This is a genomic window from Lactobacillus helveticus, from assembly GCF_046109915.1.
GTDB classification, from domain to species: Bacteria; Bacillota; Bacilli; order Lactobacillales; family Lactobacillaceae; genus Lactobacillus; species Lactobacillus helveticus.
Window position 1 is genome coordinate 1,516,224 of sequence record NZ_CP151471.1, and the last position, 21,207, is coordinate 1,537,430.

The 21,207-nt window shown below is 40.5% G+C and carries 15 protein-coding genes and 4 pseudogenes; 6 read left to right on the forward strand and 13 right to left on the reverse strand.

All coding sequences use genetic code 11. From position 1 onward, the window contains the following. Positions 1–57: 57 nt before the first annotated feature. The 4 genes and pseudogenes from AADV52_RS07735 to AADV52_RS07750 form a co-directional block, all read right to left on the reverse strand. Positions 58–264 (reverse strand): annotated as a pseudogene (locus AADV52_RS07735) (zinc ribbon domain-containing protein); the annotation flags it as partial. 42 nt (positions 265–306) lie between these two features. Further along, positions 307–1,701 (reverse strand): IS1634 family transposase, encoded by a 1,395-nt coding sequence (locus tag AADV52_RS07740; RefSeq protein WP_107775355.1) that lies wholly within the window; start codon positions 1,699–1,701, stop codon positions 307–309. 15 nt (positions 1,702–1,716) lie between these two features. Beyond that, on the reverse strand, positions 1,717–2,574 hold the full coding sequence (locus AADV52_RS07745) for an IS982 family transposase (protein ID WP_014919549.1): 858 nt from the start codon (positions 2,572–2,574) through the stop codon (positions 1,717–1,719). Positions 2,575–2,657: 83 nt separating this feature from the next. Beyond that, on the reverse strand, positions 2,658–2,948 hold the full coding sequence (locus AADV52_RS07750) for a hypothetical protein (protein ID WP_014919550.1): 291 nt from the start codon (positions 2,946–2,948) through the stop codon (positions 2,658–2,660). Positions 2,949–3,844: 896 nt separating this feature from the next. On the opposite strand from AADV52_RS07750, the gene AADV52_RS07755 reads away from it, so the two are divergent. The 4 genes and pseudogenes from AADV52_RS07755 to AADV52_RS07770 all read left to right on the forward strand — a co-directional run bounded on the left by AADV52_RS07755 (position 3,845) and on the right by AADV52_RS07770 (position 8,049). Then, positions 3,845–4,756 carry a PLP-dependent cysteine synthase family protein gene (locus AADV52_RS07755; protein WP_014919551.1) on the forward strand — a complete coding sequence of 304 codons (912 nt, stop codon included), beginning with the start codon at positions 3,845–3,847 and terminating at the stop codon, positions 4,754–4,756. Positions 4,757–4,797: 41 nt separating this feature from the next. Then, complete coding sequence (locus tag AADV52_RS07760) at positions 4,798–5,982, forward strand: trans-sulfuration enzyme family protein (RefSeq protein WP_014919552.1); 1,185 nt, start codon at positions 4,798–4,800, stop codon at positions 5,980–5,982. Continuing rightward, positions 5,948–6,487, forward strand: coding sequence for a serine O-acetyltransferase EpsC (gene epsC / locus AADV52_RS07765; RefSeq protein WP_014919553.1), 540 nt, complete (start codon positions 5,948–5,950; stop codon positions 6,485–6,487). The genes AADV52_RS07760 and epsC overlap by 35 nt, the downstream gene beginning before the upstream one ends. A gap of 203 nt (positions 6,488–6,690) precedes the next feature. Beyond that, positions 6,691–8,049, forward strand: a pseudogene (locus tag AADV52_RS07770) (transposase). Between the two features lie 585 nt (positions 8,050–8,634). Here the strand turns inward: AADV52_RS07770 and AADV52_RS07775 are convergent. From AADV52_RS07775 to AADV52_RS07790, 4 genes are all read right to left on the reverse strand, one after another. After that, positions 8,635–8,796 (reverse strand): hypothetical protein, encoded by a 162-nt coding sequence (locus AADV52_RS07775; RefSeq protein WP_330165089.1) that lies wholly within the window; start codon positions 8,794–8,796, stop codon positions 8,635–8,637. 6 nt (positions 8,797–8,802) lie between these two features. Beyond that, a complete protein-coding gene (locus AADV52_RS07780) occupies positions 8,803–9,762 on the reverse strand; it encodes an IS110 family transposase (protein WP_014919556.1) in 960 nt (319 codons plus the stop codon). Between the two features lie 264 nt (positions 9,763–10,026). Then, positions 10,027–13,806 (reverse strand): mucin-binding protein, encoded by a 3,780-nt coding sequence (locus AADV52_RS07785; protein ID WP_409044991.1) that lies wholly within the window; start codon positions 13,804–13,806, stop codon positions 10,027–10,029. A gap of 159 nt (positions 13,807–13,965) precedes the next feature. After that, positions 13,966–15,240 (reverse strand): KxYKxGKxW signal peptide domain-containing protein, encoded by a 1,275-nt coding sequence (locus tag AADV52_RS07790; protein WP_014919558.1) that lies wholly within the window; start codon positions 15,238–15,240, stop codon positions 13,966–13,968. Positions 15,241–15,365: 125 nt separating this feature from the next. Between AADV52_RS07790 and AADV52_RS07795 the strand changes: the two genes are divergently transcribed. Both AADV52_RS07795 and AADV52_RS07800 read left to right on the forward strand, forming a co-directional pair. After that, positions 15,366–15,707, forward strand: coding sequence for a hypothetical protein (locus AADV52_RS07795; RefSeq protein WP_014919559.1), 342 nt, complete (start codon positions 15,366–15,368; stop codon positions 15,705–15,707). A 125-nt stretch (positions 15,708–15,832) separates the two neighbouring features. Continuing rightward, positions 15,833–16,036, forward strand: a pseudogene (locus AADV52_RS07800) (recombinase family protein); the annotation flags it as partial. Here the strand turns inward: AADV52_RS07800 and AADV52_RS07805 are convergent. From AADV52_RS07805 to AADV52_RS07825, 5 genes and pseudogenes are all read right to left on the reverse strand, one after another. Beyond that, positions 16,037–16,327: pseudogene (locus AADV52_RS07805) on the reverse strand (macro domain-containing protein); the annotation flags it as partial. Between the two features lie 163 nt (positions 16,328–16,490). Continuing rightward, on the reverse strand, positions 16,491–17,348 hold the full coding sequence (locus AADV52_RS07810; protein ID WP_014919561.1) for a sugar ABC transporter permease: 858 nt from the start codon (positions 17,346–17,348) through the stop codon (positions 16,491–16,493). A 2-nt stretch (positions 17,349–17,350) separates the two neighbouring features. Beyond that, complete coding sequence (locus tag AADV52_RS07815; protein ID WP_014919562.1) at positions 17,351–18,709, reverse strand: carbohydrate ABC transporter permease; 1,359 nt, start codon at positions 18,707–18,709, stop codon at positions 17,351–17,353. Positions 18,710–18,786: 77 nt separating this feature from the next. Continuing rightward, positions 18,787–20,013 (reverse strand): extracellular solute-binding protein, encoded by a 1,227-nt coding sequence (locus AADV52_RS07820; protein WP_014919563.1) that lies wholly within the window; start codon positions 20,011–20,013, stop codon positions 18,787–18,789. A gap of 86 nt (positions 20,014–20,099) precedes the next feature. Beyond that, positions 20,100–21,206, reverse strand: coding sequence for an ABC transporter ATP-binding protein (locus AADV52_RS07825; RefSeq protein ID WP_014919564.1), 1,107 nt, complete (start codon positions 21,204–21,206; stop codon positions 20,100–20,102). Position 21,207 lies beyond the last annotated feature (1 nt).

Below are 21,207 nucleotides of genomic sequence, written 5' to 3' on the forward strand. Positions count from 1 at the left end.
CATCGGTATGCCGAACACCTAACTTACAGAACCCTGCTCTCTTACCATGGCTAGTCCCTAGCCAACAGCTTTTAAGCCGCGCTTCAGGATATTAACTGCCGCATTAATATCCCGATCATGGTGGGTCTGGCAGTTATGACATGTCCATTCCCGAATTGCTAAGGGTTTGGCGCCGTCATTGTGCCCGCAAGCTGAGCAGATTCGGGAAGTGTTCTTAGCACTGACCACGATTAATTGCTTTCCGTACCAGTCACACTTATATTCCTGAGTTTGACAGTTTTAGAAGATAAAAAAGCCCTAGATTGCCTATTTATTAGGCTTTCTGGGGCTTTTACCATGCTCAATTTTTTGCGTACTTTTTCTCTTTTTTGGTCTGTTTATAAATTTTTTGAAATATTTTTGTGTGATTAGCTCACGGTCTAGTCTAAAGCCAAAGCTATCATGAATTTTATCAGTTAAATCTGTTCTTTGGAAGATTGGTATATAATCTCCTGCGCTGATTTCAGCGAGATTAAATTGGCGTAAAGTTTTAATTGATTCATAGCTGCTATAGCCTGGTATTTCTTGTTTAAATAAGCGAAAGACCAGCAGGGCTAAGAAGCAAACCAAAAAGTGACTTTTTATTCGATCCTCTCGTCTTACGTAAACCGGCCGGACTTGAAACTCGGTCTTCATCTCGCGGAAGCAGCGTTCGATTTCCCAACGATTTTTATTGATTTTAATTAGCTCTAGCGGTGAAGCCTCTAGATCAGTACAAATGCCGTAGAAGCCATCAAACATTTCCTCTTTCTTGATCCGTTCTTTGTCAATCAAGTATTGAACTTGATTGGCTTTCTCACCTTCTTTAGTAAAGTGTTTTTCCTTAATAAAGCGTCCAGGATCATTGGGATTATTTCTTTTGTTTTTTTGTTTGGAATTAGCTTGTTTGATTGCTCGATCAATTTGACCTTGGCGAATTTGGCGTTGATAGCGCAAATATTTAGGAGAGAAGGTCACGAATAGATTCTGCTCTAAGTCATTTTCATTAATCGGGCGTATCTTGTAATAGATACTGTCATCTGTTTCTAGATTAAGCTCATTTAAATTGTATTGAGTTTTATCATTAGGCTTTTGCCAGCCACTAGGATCTAATGCCCAATCTTTAAGATTCTTTTTTAATTTCTTAATTGACTGAGTAGTAATAAAGTGTCGATTACTGAAGCTGTTATATTTCCGGTTTTGGTTAGAAGATAAACCGGCATCAGTGCAGACAACAAAATCGGACAGGTGAAAGTCTCGCATTATTTCTTTTTCTAGCGGCTTCATGGATGGTTGTTCATTCTTATTGCCATCAAATAAGGTAAAACTTAAAGGCAAGCCATTGGCATCCATGAATAGCCCCATCTGAATGATTGGATTAGGACGGTGTTCCTTAGAAACGCCATATTGCTTCATATCTTCAGCTGCTTCAATTTCAAAGTAGAAGTTAGTGCAGTCATAATACAGAATGCGCGTATCACGCGGCTTAACATTAATACTATGGTGATAACTAGCACTAACTAATTCCTCTTTGCGCTCAGATAAGAGACTAAGTGCACGATAAATATCGTGCAGGTTAGGCAAATCGACGCCAAGCATTTCCTGCATATAAGCTAGACTAGATTTTTTAGAAGAAGGAGAAAGAATTCTCGCATAAATAAGTAAAGCTAAAATATTATACAAATCATACGCGTGGTGCTAGTTAAATCGTTCTAGACAATATGCCATATTGTAAGCTAAAACTGCAGCTTCAAGCCGTTCCTGAAAACCTGTTAGACTCCGAGCACGATTATTTTCAGCGTTGTAATAGCTAAGCAAGGAGAAATCGCTCTCGATTGTTCTTCTGATAGCCATTAGCTGATGATCATTGCGCTCTTTGGCGCCTTGCATGTTTTTGCGGTATGGTGTCCAAAGTTTATAGCCCATTTGTTTTAACTTGAAAGCTAAATCTTTGCCGAGGTAGCCTTCATCACCTAAAAGATAATGGTTAACAGGATGGGCATTGGCCATCAGTTCTGTAGTTTCCTTGGCATCATGCACTGATGCTTTAGTTACTGCGTAATCAAGCAAGTAGCCGTCATCACTTACAATGGCATGAACCTTAAAGCCATAATAGTAGACTTTTTTCGTTGCTTTGTATCCAATATCAGCCATATCATGAAAGATTTTAACGCGATAATTGCGAACAGGCTGACAGACCGGAACAGGAAAACTATCAATAATCAATATTTTGCCTGACAGATCTACTTCTTGGTTCAGAACATGACGAATCAAGTAAATCAGTGGTAAAAGCTGACGAGATCTGCGATTAAATCTTGAATGGGATAATTCTGCAAAGAATTTACAGAATCTTCTTTGAGATTCGATTCCTAATTCTGCTTGCCAGATAAGCATAGCCAGTATAGAACTATCAGATATCTTGGTCTGATCAGTATTTCTGCGATGCTTCAAAGAATCCGGTGCATACAGCTTGTACCAGGAACGACAAATCATATTCAAACGACTAAAACTAACTTGTAAATGGCGAAAAAAACGCTTAAGCTTGAGGTAGTTCAATCGAGTCAGACTCTTTCCTATTATTACTATTTACAAGTCGAGTCTAACAAGATTGGACTTTTTATTTAACTAAAACGATTTAACTAGCACCACGCGTACAAATCATATTTTATTCTAGTTTGTGCCTGAATCTTTTTGCAGGCTTGCTTTAACCCAAGCTGTGACAAGATATCTTGTAGAAACAAATAACCAACATTAAAGCTGCGTTGCTTGTCTTTTTCAATCAGTTTAGCAGCCGAAAAGCTCTTGATTAAGGAATTTTGGTTAGCCTTTTCTTTCTGTGCCAGTAATTTGGCTTGTTTCTTTGCCCACACCAGGGGTTCATAATCTGGATGCTTTTCTCTCAACTGATTCTCATTACCAAGCGCTGCCACAATTTTAGTTGTCTGTTTGCCAGCGACATTGACGTCTTTAATTACATAATAAAGATTGAGAATTTTTATTTTTGGTTACTTTAACGCGCATGCCCTGATACCTCTAGGTTTTAGATGAATTATTGATAATCTAATTGTATAAAAATACGATAAAGTACGCAATTATTAAAGCAAAAATTTGACAAGGAAAAAGGCTTTATATCAAGGATAAAGGCCAAAATAAAGCTCTCAAACTGTCAAACTCCCGGGTGCAAATTCCCCGCGCCAGTTCGCTTTGAGAATACCCCAATTCCTTTCGTCTGGCGATAAACTTTTCGATATTCACCCCAAAAGCCCCATTTCCGTATTAATTGTCCATCTTCCAGGTTAACCCTATTTTACTTGACCCGTTATTGAATATCAAAGTTATTAATATTCAACAATTCACAGTGGTAATTGATGTCGAGATTCTTTGATGATAACCACCTTCTTGAATTGACCCTGAGCTGACATATTTTGTGACAGATTAATAAAATTCCCCAGCAATTTATCATTTTATTTCTTAAAAATCCTTGACACTTCCACTGGGATTATGTATATTTATGGCAACAAAAAATTTCGGAGGTGTCACTATGACTCAATCAATGTTTAATGCGATTAATTGTTGCTGTCGAACAACGCTTTTTTGGCGATGTTCGGCCTGTTAGCATTGACATTTTTTGAGGAATAATGACCTTAAAAGAAGTTCAATGTCCACTTGGCTGGAATTGAACTAAGGGCGCGAGAATTCTGATTTTTCATAATTTCGCGCCCCTTTTCTATTCACTGCAGCCAACCGGCCATTTAACATCGCCAAAGATCATCTTTCCTGAATCGCAGTCTAACAGTTAAAACAACTATTCAGAAAGGATCTTACCATGCTTATTCAATCCGTTTCCCAACTCATCGGCCATACCCCGATGATCGACCTACAAATTAACGTTCCTCACCACAGTCATATTTACGCCAAACTTGAAATGTTTAATCCCGGCGGCAGCATCAAGGACCGCTTGGGTCAGTACATGATTCAAGACGCCATCGACCACGGTAAAGTGACTGAAGGAAAAACCACCATTATTGAACCCACCGCCGGCAATACCGGCATTGGGGTGGCCCTGGCCGCCCAACAGCACCGCTTGCCAACTATCCTCGTCGTCCCTGAAAAGTTTAGTTTTGAAAAACAACAGCTGATGAAGGCTCTCGGGGCGACTCTCATCAACACGCCGAGCGACCAAGGAATCAAAGGCGCCATCCAAAAAGCGCGCGAGTTGGCAGCGAAGACCCCAAACAGTTTTGTGCCGATGCAGTTTGAAAATCCGGCTAATCCAGCGACTTATTACCACACCTTGGCGCCGGAGTTAGTAGCAGACGTCCCTGCTCAAATTAACGCGTTCGTTGCTGGCGCGGGCAGTGGCGGTACATTTGCCGGCATCGCCCGATATCTGAAAGAACAGAATTCAGCAACCCGGACCGTCGTCGTTGAACCCGAAGGCTCCATTCTAAATGGTGGCCCGGCTCATCCCCACAAAACGGAAGGGATTGGTGTCGAATTTATTCCGCCCTTCTTCAAAGACGTCCAAATTGATGAAACCCTCACCATTTCTGACAACGACGCATTTGATCAGGTTAAACAAATGGCCAAAACACAAGGGCTCTTCATTGGCAGTTCCAGCGGGGCCGCGTTAGCAGCTAGTCTTAAAGTAGCCAATGAATTACCAGAAAACAGTTCAATCGTCACGGTTTTTCCAGACAGCAGCGAGCGTTACATGAGTGAAAACATTTACAACTAATCAACTTAAATCTAACAACTAAAAAAGTGAGGTCAATGATTATGGAATTTGATACAAAATTAATTCACGGTGGCATCAGCGAAGACAAATACACAGGCGCAACATCAGTCCCAATCTATATGGCATCCACCTTTCATCAACAGAAGATTGGTGAAAACGAATACGAATATTCCCGTTCGGGTAACCCCACCCGGGAAGCGGTTGAAAAATTAATTGCCGATTTGGAAGACGGCACCGCTGGCTTTGCGTTTGCTTCCGGTTCGGCGGCCATCGATACGGTGTTCTCACTATTTTCTGCCGGCGATCATTTCGTCATTGGCAATGACGTCTACGGTGGGACTTTCCGCTTGATTGACGCGGTTTTAAAACGATTCGGCATGACGTTTACCGTCGTTGATACCCGCGACCTGCAAGCCGTTAAAGCCGCCATCACCCCCGCCACAAAGGCCATTTATTTGGAAACCCCGACCAATCCACTGCTGCGGGTAACCGATATCGCTGCCGTCGCTAAAATTGCTAAGGACCGTGGTATTTTAAGCATTATCGACAACACTTTCTCATCGCCATACGTTCAACGGCCCTTAGACCTTGGCGTGGATATCGTTTTGCACAGTGCTTCTAAGTATCTTGGTGGCCATAGTGATCTGGTTGCCGGCCTGGTAGTCACTAAGGATCAAGCCCTTGGCGAAAAAATTGGGTACCTGCAAAATGCCATCGGCGGCATCTTGGCACCCCAGGAGAGCTGGTTATTGCAACGGGGAATGAAGACCCTCTCACTTAGAATGCGGGCTCATTTGGCCAATGCGGAAGTAATCTTCAATTATTTGAAAAATCAGCCGCTGGTCAGCAAAATTTACTATCCTGGCGATCCTAACAATCCGGATTACGAAGTTGCTCAGAAACAGATGCACGGATTTGGCGCAATGATCTCGTTCGAATTACAAGCCGGTCTGGATCCCAAACAATTTGTCGAACAACTCCAAGTTATCACCCTGGCCGAAAGTCTGGGCGCTCTTGAAAGTCTCATCGAAATTCCAGCCTTGATGACTCACGGTTCAATCCCCCGTGACATCCGGCTTAAAAACGGCATCAAGGACGAACTAATCCGTCTGTCAGTCGGCGTTGAGGATCAAAAAGACCTATTAGCCGACCTGGAACGTGGATTCGATAAACTAAAGGGGAGCCATCAAGATGTTTCAAACAGCAAGGTCCATTCTCAAGCGTGATCCGGCCGCTCATAGTCTGCTTCAGGTGATTCTAACGTATCCCGGGGTTCGGGCACTGTTCTGGTATCGGATTGCTCACTTCTTTGCCAGTCATCAACGATTCGTCATAGCTGGCTTAATTAGCCAACACGCCGCTAAAGTTACTGGAATTACAATTGCCCCCGAAGCAACTATCGGCAAACGCGTTTTCATCGATCACGGGGTGGGAACTGTTATTGGCGCAACCGCCATCATCGAAGACGACGTCACCATTCTTCATGGTGTGACATTTGGCACGCGGCGTATGACGGATAAGGGCCGGCGCCACCCTCACGTCAGAAAGGGTGCTTTCATTGGCGCCAATGCCCAGATACTGGGGCCAATCGAGATTGGGCCATACAGCAAGGTTGGCGCCGGTGCCGTTGTGCTGGTAAATGTTCCTAGCCATTTGACCGTCGTTGGCAATCCGGCTACGATTGCCCCACATCCGATTTCAAAAGTCGTTTCCGTTTCCTTTAATCATTAGGTAACAAGATCAAAATAAGGACGATAAAAGGTCATTGACAACCAAATTGCCAATGACCTTTTACATAGTTACTGAAACTTGAAAGCTAATAATCACGCCAAAGGCGTGTGGTTATTGGCTTTTTTGGCAAAAAAATAAACGCAAGCTCTCCTGCGTTGTATACTTTAGTCGACCAAAACCAAGATACAAAGGAGACTTACGTCATGAATATTATAAGACAAAAAAATACAGAAAACGAGCTTCATAATATTGTTCATCAATTTACTTCCCTCATTGGTCTATCTAAACTCACCAAGTTGGTGAATTATCGCCGGAATTCAGAAATCAGCTTGATGAAGGTCATTGAATGGCTGCTCACGACAAAGTTCCTGGGACGCTCGCTTTATCGAGCCCATGAAACACCTAACTTTACCAGTCGCACCGTCAGAAATAATTTGAACGATGGCCGGATCAATTGGCAACGCTTGATTTGTCAAGTTGGGAGTCATTTAATCAAGCATTTACGACCGTTTATTGACCGCCGGCGGCGGTTAGCATTGATCATTGACGATACACTCTTTTCCCGTGACTACGCCACCCAAACCGAATTACTAGCGCGAGTCTTTGACCATGACAAACAGTTATATATTAAGGGATACCGGGCTTTAACTTTGGGTTGGAGTGACGCCAATACATTCTTATCGATCAACTTTGCATTAATGTCTTCCAAGAAGCCACAAAACGTCCTTGGAAAATCAGCTAAAACAACCGATCAACGAACAATTGCTGGCCGGAGACGTCGCCAAGCACAGCAAAAAATGAACCTCGTTTCATTGCAACTTGTCAAGCAAGCCCTCGCAAATGGCGTTCTAGCTGACTATGTGTTATTTGATAGCTGGTATAGCTCACCAAAAATGTTCTATGAATTAACCAAGTTGGGATTAAACGGCGTGGGCATGCTTAAACGGTCCAGCAAAATTTACTATCAATATCGCGGACGGCAATATTCAGTTAAAGCATTATACAAGCGACTGCAGGCCTCAAAATATTAACCCAAGCAAGCTTATCAATACAGCTGCTTTGTCGAAGTGCACGTCGGGAACCAAAAATTCAAGCTTCGCTTGGTATTTGTGGCTAATCGGGCCCGTCAAGATGACTACCTAGTACTGGCAACGACTCAGTTAGGCCTTCAGCCACAAGAGATCATTCAACTATACGCCCGAAGATGGCAAATTGAGAATTACTTTAAAGTTGCCAAGCAATACTTGCGGCTCGACAAATCACAAGTTCAAAATTATGACGGGCTTTGTGGCCATTTAGCAATTGTCATGATGACTTATGACCTATTAGCTTGGCAGGAACGGCAAAATCAGGATGATCACACCATTGGGGATTTATTCTTTATAATGAACGAAGCCATGCCAGATATTGAGTTGTCTCAAGCACTGATATGGCTTCTAAATTCTTTAAAAACGATTATTAATCATGAAGTTTATGCAAGAAGAGCCCAAATTATTCAGATGATGAATCAGTTCTTCACATTTTTGCCGAAACGGTTAGTTTCGCTGTTAACAGCAAGCTAAATGGTTAAATTAATTAAGATATGCCCTGTGATACCAAGGGATCAGTCTGTCTTCATACTTTCAAGTTTCAGTTATTTAACTTTGCTACCGTCTTAAGCGGCTTGCACGGGAAGTCCTGTTCTAGCCGGGCTTCCTTCAAGAGCGCATGTTTGAACGGATCTACCAACTGATTGCCTAGAAAAGTCAGTGTACGACACCCCGGGGAGGAGTGTGCCCAAAAACAGGGCTACAGAGCATAATTGCGGCCATCTGACTTCTCAAACGGAGTTTTTCGGTTCAATAACAAAAAGCCCACTCCGAAGAGTGGACCTTTCAAAAGATAAAAACCATTAATCAACACCATTTCTAATATGATGTCAAGTATCAACTTATTAAAAAAAGAGTACACTAACCAGTGATAGCTTTTTGACAGAAAAAAGCTGTCATAAATATCAACTATACTGGTATTTAAATAGTCTGCTTAATGGAAAGTTCTTGCGTAATTATAAATTTAGTTTGTGCGGACCAAATTCATAATCGTCCTATCAAGCCTGTTCACACAAGCAATCATGGCAACCATATCCGGTTTAGGATGTGGTCCTTTTTTTAACTTATAGTAGTAATCCACAATGTGATTATCAATGCGTGCTTTATTTCTAGCATGGATCTAATCATTTCAAACATAATATAACGGGCACTACTTTGACCTCTCCGATTAATCCGGTCAGCTTCTTTGAGCCCTCCGGATTGGGTTCGTCGTAGATCTATTCCTACTTAAGCATTCAGCTGCTTATAGCTTGGGAATCTCGCTATTTTTCCTGTAAATCCTAGTAACAGGGCAGTTGATATCTCTCCCGCCCCAGGAATACTCGCAATGAGTTTAAACTCCGGAAAAGTTTTCGCGTAAGTGATCAATTGGCGTTTTAATAAGTCATGGGCCTGATTATATCGCTGAATCTCTTCACAATAACTATGGATTTGATTAGTCAGAAATGAATTCGCAGATTGTGCTGGGTACGACAATTGGCCTGCCTGCCAGACCTCATTACATCTACGTACGATTAAATCCAAATGGATTTTAGGACTTACCAAGCCAATGATTTGTTTTGCCATCGTTCCTGGAATATATCCTGTTAAAAAATCAGGGTGGGGAAAGAGACTAACAAAAGTTAAGCCGAGCACTGATCGAATTGGGTTAAATATATCGTTTAACTCGGGAAATGTTTGATCAAGTGCGGCATGTAAATGATTGATAATCCGGGATCTCTCCTTAGTTATTTCTAGATAGCGGTGTGCCATTAAATGAAGTTGCTCATATGGCCTTGAATATGGTCTACGACCATGAATCAGTGACTTCTGATCAATTCCCAGGAGCACTAATTTAACTGCATCTGAACGGTCTGTTTTTTGCCTTCTCAACCCCGCCATGCGAATTGAGGACTCCAAAGGATTTATTTCAAGGTAATTCATTCCTTCCTCGCTAAAAAAACGAGTCAGAACTCTAGAATAAATACCAGTCGTTTCAAATACTGCCATGACTGGCAGGTCACTCGTAATTATTGACTTGAGCTTTGCCAATCCAGACTTATTATGGATAATCTGAAACTCCTTAATAACCGTATGATCGTGTAAAAGAGCACAATTACTCTTTCCACGACTCACATCAATACCTAAAACGTGCACTTTATCGCCTTCCATATATTTTTGAGGTAACAACTTCGCAGATTCGTTCATTTTCTAAATTCGATCTCAAGGACCCACATCCTAAATCTAACTGTTCACTACGTGTTGTTGGGCCAGTTTGACACTCGGAATGTATATTCCACTGATGTTGACGACCTCAACCTCAATTTAAGTATAGTAAAAGAGGTATCAAGATTGTCGTCACAATCTTGATACCTCTTACTTTAGGATGTTTGACACAGAGCCAGAATAATAATATTCTTCAGGGTCTTCTTTAAATAATCTATATTCACTACAGATATATTTATTTAATGGTTAATCATTACGATGTTTCTTGATACCAAGAAAACCGAATAAACTTCCAAACATTGCCAACAAAATACCAATAAATGACATTGTTTGACTTTGACTATTGTTTTCACCAGTTTGAGGTAATTCATTTTCATTAGCCTGCTTTTTGTTTCTCACTGATGCCATATTACTATTCTGGACCAATTTACCTGGGTTAGTTGATTTGCCTAGGTTATTTAGCTTGGCCGGTTTATTTGGTTCAGCCGGTTTATTTGGTTCAGCTGGTTTATTTGGTTCAGCTGGTTTATTTGGTTCAGCTGGTTTATTTGGTTCAGCCGGTTTATTTGGTTCAGCTGGTTTATTTGGTTCAGCTGGTTTATTTGGTTCAGCCGGTTTATTTGGTTCAGCTGGTTTATTTGGTTCAGCCGGTTTATTTGGTTCAGCCGGTTTATTTGGGTTAACAGGAATACTGCTTCCATTAGCAGTATAAACCACTGTGAAGTCAAGGTCACTGGAGTCTCCAGTCACAGTTTGCTTGTCAATTTCAGCCTGATCTGGCGTGTAACCCTTAATAGCTGGACTTGTGACTGCATCAAAGCTTTGATCTGCTGACCAAGCACCATACGTCTTTGCCCCAGTTACTGCGTCAGTTGAGACTTGACGTGTGAACTCTACTGGCTTAGCAACATGGTCATCGACTGCCTTTGAGCCATCTTTGTAGACATAATGAATGGTCTCATTAACTGTCTTCTTCTCTGTCGTAATCGTTGGAGCGTTCTTGGTATAGGTAACCGTGAATTCTAAGTCCTTTGAGTCCCCATTAACTGTTTGCTTGTCAATTTGCGCCTTGTCAGCTGTATAACCCTTTAATTCAGGACTTGTGACTGCATCAAAGCTTTGATCTGCTGACCAAGCACCATACGTCTTTGCCCCAGTTACTGCGTCAGTTGAGACTTGACGTGTGAACTCTACTGGCTTAGCAACATGGTCATCGACTGCCTTTGAGCCATCTTTGTAGACATAATGAATGGTCTCATTAACTGTCTTCTTCTCTGTCGTAATCGTTGGAGCGTTCTTGGTATAGGTAACCGTGAATTCTAAGTCCTTTGAGTCCCCATTAACTGTTTGCTTGTCAATTTGCGCCTTGTCAGCTGTATAACCCTTTAATTCAGGACTTGTGACTGCATCAAAGCTTTGATCTGCTGACCAAGCACCATACGTCTTTGCCCCAGTTACTGCGTCAGTTGAGACTTGACGTGTGAACTCTACTGGCTTAGCAACATGGTCATCGACTGCCTTTGAGCCATCTTTGTAGACATAATGAATGGTCTCATTAACTGTCTTCTTCTCTGTCGTAATCGTTGGAGCGTTCTTGGTATAGGTAACCGTGAATTCTAAGTCCTTTGAGTCCCCATTAACTGTTTGCTTGTCAATTTGCGCCTTGTCAGCTGTATAACCCTTTAATTCAGGACTTGTGACTGCATCAAAGCTTTGATCTGCTGACCAAGCACCATACGTCTTTGCCCCAGTTACTGCGTCAGTTGAGACTTGACGTGTGAACTCTACTGGCTTAGCAACATGGTCATCGACTGCCTTTGAGCCATCTTTGTAGACATAATGAATGGTCTCATTAACTGTCTTCTTCTCTGTCGTAATCGTTGGAGCGTTCTTGGTATAGGTAACCGTGAATTCTAAGTCCTTTGAGTCCCCATTAACTGTTTGCTTGTCAATTTGCGCCTTGTCAGCTGTATAACCCTTTAATTCAGGACTTGTGACTGCATCAAAGCTTTGATCTGCTGACCAAGCACCATACGTCTTTGCCCCAGTTACTGCGTCAGTTGAGACTTGACGTGTGAACTCTACTGGCTTAGCAACATGGTCATCGACTGCCTTTGAGCCATCTTTGTAGACATAATGAATGGTCTCATTAACTGTCTTCTTCTCTGTCGTAATCGTTGGAGCTGGCTTCGTCGGTTGTGGATGAATATCCCATCTGTGCGATTCACCGCCGGTTATATTAACGATATTAGCAACAATATTCCCATCGATGTTAACTCCAGCATTAATAGTCGCATTAGGTGTTAAAACGCTTCCCATAAACCGACCACTGCTGAAATTGAAGACTTGTTCACCGGTACCTAAGTTCCATAATACATGGTTAGGCTCTGAATGCCCTTCACTGTTGGGTAGAGAATTCGTTCCATCATCATAATCTAATTGAACTTGTGTAGAAATATTTTGATCACCATTTGGAATATCAGTAACGTTAATGACGATAGTGGGGCCATTTTCTTCTTGAGATATTCCCTTGATTGTAATCGGCTGAGGAGCACTCAAATATTTGAATGGAACATTTACATAAATAATTTGTGTTCCAGTTGCTACTTTCGAAACATCAACATAGCGATTATTCATGTCATCATAATTTGAAATAACACCTTTTGACTGAGGAGTACTAGCATAACTGGTAGATGCCTTTACTAGTTGTTGAAATACATCACTAAAATCAATATAGGTTCGCCCATTGGTATCTTGATAAACATCTTCAGGTTTTAAATTATCCATAGTGATACCATTGATCAAGACCTTGTTATTTTCAATTGATACATTAACATCTTTACCTAATACTACATGATTAGATGTTTTATTTCTAAAAGCGTTACTTTGAAGATGTTTGGCCAGTTGTTGAATGTAATAAATATCACCGCTAGTTAAATTGTATGAATCACCACGTGTACCAAAATCGTTAGAGCCATTTAAAATTTTAACAGCTAAATTACCATTAGTATCCGCCGATAAACTAGCTTGATTTGCAAAAATATGGAACAGAGAAGCTAATTTTAAAACACTGTTAGTATTTAGGTCGTTAATATCAATTCCTAAATTTTTTAAATAAGTATCATCACTAATGGAGGTAGCTGGTTGGACACTATTAGATGATAAGGCCATTAGCAACTGAAAAACACTCTTCGTATCACTGGCACTGCTTGCACTGGTTGAATCGGTCTTACCAGTTACTTTACTATGAGTATCCTTAGAGTGAGTAGTAACTTGATTTTGGTTTGGTACGTACTTGCCAGCAACATCTGCTGACTTGTCGCCTTGCGCACCTTTATCAGCGCCTGTGCCTGTACCTTGCGTGCCTTTGCCAGCACCGGTTGCACCTGATTTATCTGCACCAGTACCAGTTGCGCCTTTATCAGCACCAGCTTTTTCATCTTGCTTTAAAGATGAATCAAGCTGCGGCACCTCTTTCTTAGCTAAAGGTTGGCCAGCTTTACCGTTTAAGCCGTTAGCAGTATTAGTGCCTTCGTTGTCCTTAGCTTCAACTGGCGTTTTAGCTGAAGCTTTGCTGGCATCAGTATTTGCGCCATTATCCTTAGCTGCACCAGCTTTTTCATCTTGCTTTAAAGATGAATCAAGCTGCGGCACCTCTTTCTTAGCTAAAGGCTGGCCAGCTTTACCGTTTAAGCCGTTAGCAGTATTAGTGCCTTCGTTGCCCTTAGCTTCAACTGGCGTTTTAGCTGAATCTTTGCTGGCATCAGTATTTGCGCCATTATCCTTAGCTGCACCAGCTTTAGTTTGTGCAACTTCTTTATCTGCACTGTCATCACTTTGTACAGATTTTGCTTGGCCTGGATCAGATTCAGCGGCATGTACCGTGTTAGCGTTATTAGCAACATTCACCATCAATAAGGTACTGCCCAAGATTGCCCCGCAGAGACCTAAAATCGTCTTACGGAAGCCAAATCTTTGCTTTTTTTCTCCAACAACTAAGCGTTTATGAGCAATTGTTCTTGTCATGTTTTATAAATGTTTCCTTTCTAACAGTTTTACAAAAGTTTACAAATTTTGTAGTCATGTTAGAAGTCTATCTAAATTTCCTGTCTACATTTAGGGTAGATTCGCTTGGATAAGCTAAAAATTAACTACACCTCATATTTTATAACTAAATAGTGCTGACTACAATTTTAAATTCGTCACACCCGTACCGGATTTAAAATTGGAGTCAGCACTATCATCACCTTTGATTAAATAGGTGCCATCTTCACTAATTGGAAGAGTTTGAGTACCCAAGTATTTGCCCAAATGAATGTTTGTAATAGCTGATCCCGATGTTTTCACTCGCTGGATGTTAACAATGTTGCCCATGGGAATTTTTGTATTACCGGCATCGGTACCATTACTTTCCAGCATGTTGTTAACATAGTTAGGATCTTTAATAGTAGTACCGGTGTTAATTTGATCAGCAGCAGGGCTCCAAGCATAATCACTACTGCTATAATTTTGAGTATCCTTCTCGTAAATTCTCTTTACAGGCACAAAAGTAAAAGTATTATCATCAATAGTTAAAACAATATTCTGAGTACTATTCGTAGCAACCAGTGAAGCAGTTTCAGCGGGTTTCTCCGTTACAGCAGCAATTACTTTTTTCCCGATAATTTGGTCAAAACTATCGCCAATAGTAATAATATAGCTTCCACTTGTACCATAGCGATCATCTGCCTGATATTTAATTGTACCAACGCTTTGGATATCCAAGCTAGTCCCTGAACTAAGTGCTGAACTAACTAGAGCTGATGAATTATTAGTGACACTAACTGGAATTTTAATAGTTGATCCAGGAGTTAACGTACCATCTTGTGTTAGCGTGAATCCTAGGTTAATTGCCTTTAGGTGTGCTAACTGGCCAGATAAATTGAATGAGCTGCCATTGTTCATAGTGCTTCCGTCACTGGCTGTTACAGATACTGTGAAATTATCTCTATTAATCGTTATTTTACCAGCACTTGGAACAACTGCACTTCTTTTGACAATTCGTCTTTGGTTAATAGAATGTGTATTCTCTCTATTACCACGCTTGTTATTATCCACTGTTTCCACAGAATTTGCATACTTTGCATTTGTCTTAACTGCAGTGCTGTTTGACGTGCTCGCTGCACCTGTCTTGCTTAAATTGCTTGCAGATGCAGAGTATTCATTAGTGCTGGTGGCATTAGCTGAATCGGCCTTCGTTGCACTGCTACTACTTGCTACAGTAGCTGCTGATGAAACAGCGCTCTTCGTATCACTAGTGCTGTTTACAGTGGCGGCAGTTAAGTTCCCTGAGGTGGTATCAGCATGAACTGCTACCGTTGATACCCCACTGAAGGCAAAAAAAGACAGTGTAGGGATTGCGGCAAAAACGAATTTTTTGCCATCTTTATACATTTTATAATGTAATTTCTTTTCTCCCATTATAAACTCCTTCCAGTTCAATTATATTGAGCTAACCTATTTTTAATTATATACTTGTAGAATAAGAAGGACATGCCTAATTCTGCAAAATAAAGCACTTTTTTGTAAATAGTCAAGGAGATATCATGAATCAGTCAACTTTTCAGCTACTTGGTAATGTTGCTTCAGCAGATTTCTACCTTTGTGAAGGCAGTGATATTACTTTAATATCTGATAATAATGCCTATAATATGAAAGCTTTAGCCCAAGAAGCGCTTAAACTGCGTGTTCCTAATTCTTTGACCGTTATTGATTTAAACAACTTCTACGTTGGTATGATCCCTATTGATCATAATCAGATATTGACCATGATTCCTCATATTAACACCACCAATATTCCATTCAATTATCAGGAAATCACTAATTTTATCGGGTCTAGAATTTTTGGTGTTGGAAAGTATTTCCATTCCAAAAGTACTAGGCCCTAATTTAAAAAGCCATTGATAATGGATCAAAAACGGCCACTAGGGTATACCCTAGTGGCCGTTTTTATTTCTGCGCTATACTAGGAATTACAAATGTTCATTAGAGCTGTCCAAAAGGAGAGCTGAAAATGGCTAAAATCGGTTATGCGCGTGTGAGTTCCAAGGGACAACATTTAGATCGACAGTTAGCGGCTTTAAGAGACGTTGATAAACTATTTACGGATAAATTAAGTGGGGCTAACACTAATCGGCCAGAACTGCAAAAAATGTTGGCCTATATTCGTGAGGGTGATATTGTAATGGTCACTGAATTAGATCGCTTAGGCAGAAACAAGTGAGTTGTAATAGCAAGATGCAAGCATATGCGCATCACTTGAGTCGCCCGAATATACTGGACCTACTGTATGAATTACATATTTTGCTGGCAACTTATAGCCACGCGTTATCCTTGCTTCTCCTGTTGGGCAGCCATATAAAGTCATACATTCCTCTTGCAAGTGCGGACCTGCTGCCGCATGAATCGCACCGTCAACGCCACCAAGAAGAGAATTGTTAGCAGCATTAACGATGGCATCTGCCTTCATTTTAGTAATATCGCCTTGAATAATTTTTATTTTCGTCATTTTCATGTCCTTGAGAAACCCTTTTTTCGTTTCTTTTTCAGCTTCATTCTAACACGAAAGCGGTTACGCAAGGAGCAAAAACATATTGATTAATTTTGGGTACAAAAAACGCCTTGCCCTTTCGAGCAAAGCGCTTTTTAGCATAAGCAATTTTATATTTACCTTAACCCTTATCTGCGCCAGCAGTAATTCCGTTAACATAGAACTTCTGCATGAAGACAAACAAGATAGTAATAGGGATCGCGATGATTACACACCCTGCAACGAATTGTGCGAAGTATGCAGTCGCGTTACCTTTGGCTGTGTGCACCATGTTGTACAAACCATAAGCAACAGTGTAAGTCTTAGCATTTCCTGAAGTTGAAAGAATAATACCTGAGAAAATGAAGTCTGTCCATGGAGCGATGAATGCAGTCAAAGCAGTGTAAACGATCATTGGCTTTGAAAGTGGCAAACCAATGTGTAAGAACACTTGCCACTTAGTAGCACCGTCAATTTCAGCAGCTTCGTCAATTGATCTAGGAATAGTATCAAAGAAACCTTTAGCAACGTAGAAGCCAAGTCCGGCACCACCAACATAAACAAGTAACAAACCTAAGAGGTTTAACATGTTTAAGCCTTTTAAGATGTAGTACAAAGCGATCATAGACATGAAGCCTGGGAACATCCCTAAAACCAAAGCAATTTGCAAAAATGGTTTTCTAAACTTAAAGCGAAGTCGTGACAGAACATAGGCAACTGAAATAGTTAAGAATGTTGAAATAACCATTGAGAGAAGAGAAACAATTAATGTGTTAATGATCCAGTTACCAAATGGGTATTGCGGATTAGTAAAAATACCGATATAGTTCTGCAACGTGAATTGTTCTGGCCAGAAGGTCGAAACAAATCCAGTATCATTGTATGAAAAACTTGCTAAGACGATCCACACAATTGGTAAAATCCAGATAATTGCAAGTAATGCTAACAGGATATACCGAAAGATTAATGAGAGCCGTCTTTGATTTGAATATGACTTCATTTCTAGCCCTCCTTATAAGCATTAGTGTGGCGATATGCAATCAGCGAGACGACCGCACTAATAATAAAGATTAAGATACCTAGTACAGCTGACGCGTTATAACGCTGCTCTTGACCGAACGTCAAGTTATACAGCCACGTTACCAGCAAGTCAGTCGACCCGGCACCGTTATACTTACTGTTCATTGGTGCACCACCCGTCAACAGGAAGATAACGTTGAAGTTGTTGATGTTACCAATGAATTGTTGAATAAGTGAAGGTGCCATCACGAATAGAATTTGTGGGAAAGTGATTGAGCTGAAAATTTGTGCAGCGTTGGCACCATCAATCTTGGCAGCTTCAATTTGATCAGTTGGCAAGTTTTGAATAATTGCAGTTGAAACCAACATTGAAACTGGAATACCAATCCACATATTAACAAGAATAACGGTAATTCTCGCAACTAATGGAGAAGCTTGGTTATCAATGAAGTGAATTGGTGAACTGATCCAGTGCAAGTTCATCAAAATGTTGTTAAAAGCACCTTGATAGTCTAAGAATTGAGCCATCATCAAAAGTGAAACGAATTGTGGGACAGCCCAAATGATTACGAAGACGGTTCTCCAAAAGGCCTTGTACTTAATGCCTTTTGATTCAATCAACATGGCAAGTAAAACACCAAAGAAGAAAGTAGTAGCAGTGGCAGCTACGGCCCAAATTAAAGTCCAACCCAATACTGGGAAGAAAGTACCAGCCAAGTCACCACTCAACACATTACCGAATGCTTGGAACCCTGTCCAAGAAAAGGCAATTGGGTGTTGACGATCATAGTTAGTAAATGCCATTGAAATCATGAAGACCGTTGGAAAAACTGTGAAGAACAAGATACCCAATAATGGAATTACCATTAAAGTTGCATGTAAACGAGTATCAAGCAAGCTCTTAAGTTCTTCAATATTAGTCGGAATATGTTCGCCATCACGTTTCAAAATGTAATTGTGTCTAGTAGATCTTAAGTTAACAATATAAAGATAAATCATTGCAATACATAAGATAATTGCTAAAACACCGAACAGCAAAATCAAAACTGAGTTTGAAGGCTGTTTCGTAATATATACACCTTGAGCGGAGTCATAGACAACTTTTTTGCTCTTAATAGGACCTAATGTAGCTAGGATACCTAAAGTTGAAATACCACTGAATATGAACCAAACAATGAATACAATTTCAGAGATTAATAATGCAAGACCTTTTACCCATTGCTTGTTGGCTAAGGCATTACTACCCATCAAGAAAAATGATAACTTGGTAGCAATATCACCTTTAGACCATACTTCACGATATGTCGCTTTAGGAGCTACATGCTTTTTCTTTAGAAACATAACTTCTCCCCTTCTTAGGCAAAAAGGTTGGGATTAACGGCCAACCTTTGCTTATGCTTTAAGAAATATTATTTTAATTATTTCTTAGAAATATCTTTTTGCAACTTAGCAAGCTTTGCCTTGTATTGTGAAGGCTTAATCTTACCGTCGTAAGTACCACTGATAAGTGGAGCTGATTCGTTCCAGAATGTTGCCATTTGTGGAAGCTTAGGTTGTAATACTGAGTTACCTGGTTTAGCCATTTCAATTACAGCTTCAGCCACTGGGTCATTCTTAACAGCACTTGAGTTTACAGCAGTCTTAAGTACTGGGATTTGACCAGCTTCCTTGTGAGCGATCAATTGAGCCTTCTTGTTAGTGATGTAAGCAGCTAATTCTGAAGCAGCCTTAGCGTTCTTAGTGTTTGAGTTAACTGCGAAGCCTTCGATACCAAGGAATGCTTCCATTTGTACGCTCTTGCCACCAACTTCAATCTTAGGATACTTAGCAACTGCGAAGTTCTTGCCTAAGATCTTCTTAATGTTGGCTGCGTTCCATGGACCATCAAGAATAGCTTGTGCATGACCCTTCTTTAATTGGTTCAAAGCGTTTGAAGTTTGCATTACGCCCTTGTTGTTCTTTTGAGCTGCGTACCACTTCAAAGCGTTAACACCGTTTTGTGAATCGAATGTTGAACCCTTAAGGTCTTCACCGTTAGCACCGTAAAGCTTTGTACCTGCTGAGAACATTACTGGCCACATTACGTATGCGTTAGTAAAGTCAGTAGCTACAACACCCTTAGAGGTTAAAGTCTTCCAGTCCTTAACATCTTCTGCTGAGAGTTTAGACTTGTTGTAGTACATGGTTTGTGCTTGTTGTGCGTATGGGAATGCGTAAACCTTGTTCTTCCAAGTTACACCCTTTGAAGCAACATCGATGTAGTTTGCCTTAATGTCCTTAGTTGCTTCTGGTGAAAGTGGGTTAATGTAACCAGCTTCAGCCATTTGACCTAATTGGTCGTTAGGAACTTCAAATACATCGGCAGCCTTTGATGGGTCCTTACCAACGTCAGTCTTAGCGTTAGCTGAACCGTTAGGACTTTGAACAACACGAACCTTAATGTTCTTATTTTTCTCGGTAAAGTCCTTTGCAATTTGCTTGTAATAAGGAACTTGTTCAGTATCTACCCAAAGAGTTAAGTTAGCTTTCTTTGAACTAGTGTTACTACTACTTGATAAATCTGATGAACCGTTTGAACATGCTGCAAGTGACATTGCTGCAAGAACAGCGGCACTACCTAAAGCCATTTTCTTCCAAATTTTCATAACTTTTCCTCCCAAAAAAATCAAAACAATAAATAATTCTTAACAACAGTAGCCTTTGCTACATAAGGTTGTAAGCTGTAATAAAATTAGTTAACGATTGCCTTGGTGCTGTCTTTGTCAAAGAAGTGAGCTTTGTTAACATCGAAGCCCATCTTAACTTTGTCACCAGGCTTATGATAATCACGTGAATTTACAATCGCGGTAAATTCAGTACCATCAACTTCTTGGTGAAGTTGAATAGTTGCACCCAAAAGTTCTGAAACAACAACGTTTGATTCAATTACTGAATCTGGCCAAGTTTGCAAGAATGCTTCTTCTGAGTGAATATCTTCTGGACGAATACCGAAGACAAGATCTTTATCGTTGTATCCTTTTTCGTCAAGTATCTTAGCTTTACCTTGAGGGATACCGATGTTCAAACCTTTACCATCTGAAATTCGTCCATCCTTATAGTGAACATTGAAGAAGTTCATTTGAGGAGAACCAATGAATCCAGCAACAAACATGTTAACTGGCTTGTTGTAAACCTCAAGCGGTGAACCGATTTGCTCTACTCGGCCAATAGACATAACAACAACTCTGTCAGCCAAGGTCATAGCTTCAGTCTGGTCGTGGGTAACATAAATAGTTGTAGTACCCAATTCTTGGTGAAGCTTAGCAATTTCGATACGCATCGTTACACGCAACTTCGCATCCAAGTTTGATAATGGTTCGTCCATTAAGAAGATAGGAACTGCGCGAACGATTGCCCGTCCTAAAGCTACACGCTGACGTTGACCACCAGATAAAGCACCTGGTTTTTTATCCAAATATTCTTCAAGGCCCAACATCTTAGCGGCTTTTTTAACTTTTTCATCAATTTCAGCCTTAGGCGTGTGACGAAGCTTAAGTCCAAAAGCCATGTTGTCGTAAATAGTCATATGTGGATACAAAGCATAGTTCTGGAAAACCATCGCAATGTGTCTGTCTTTTGGAGCGACATCATTCATTACCTTGTGATCAATTTCCAAAGTACCTTTACTGATGTCTTCCAAACCTGCGACCATTCTTAATGTAGTTGACTTACCACAACCTGATGGACCAACGAAAACGATGAATTCCTTATCTTTAATATGTAAGTCAAAGTCATTTACAGAATATCTATCATTACCTTGATACTTTTTGTAAATATGGTTTAAATCAACCTCAACCATT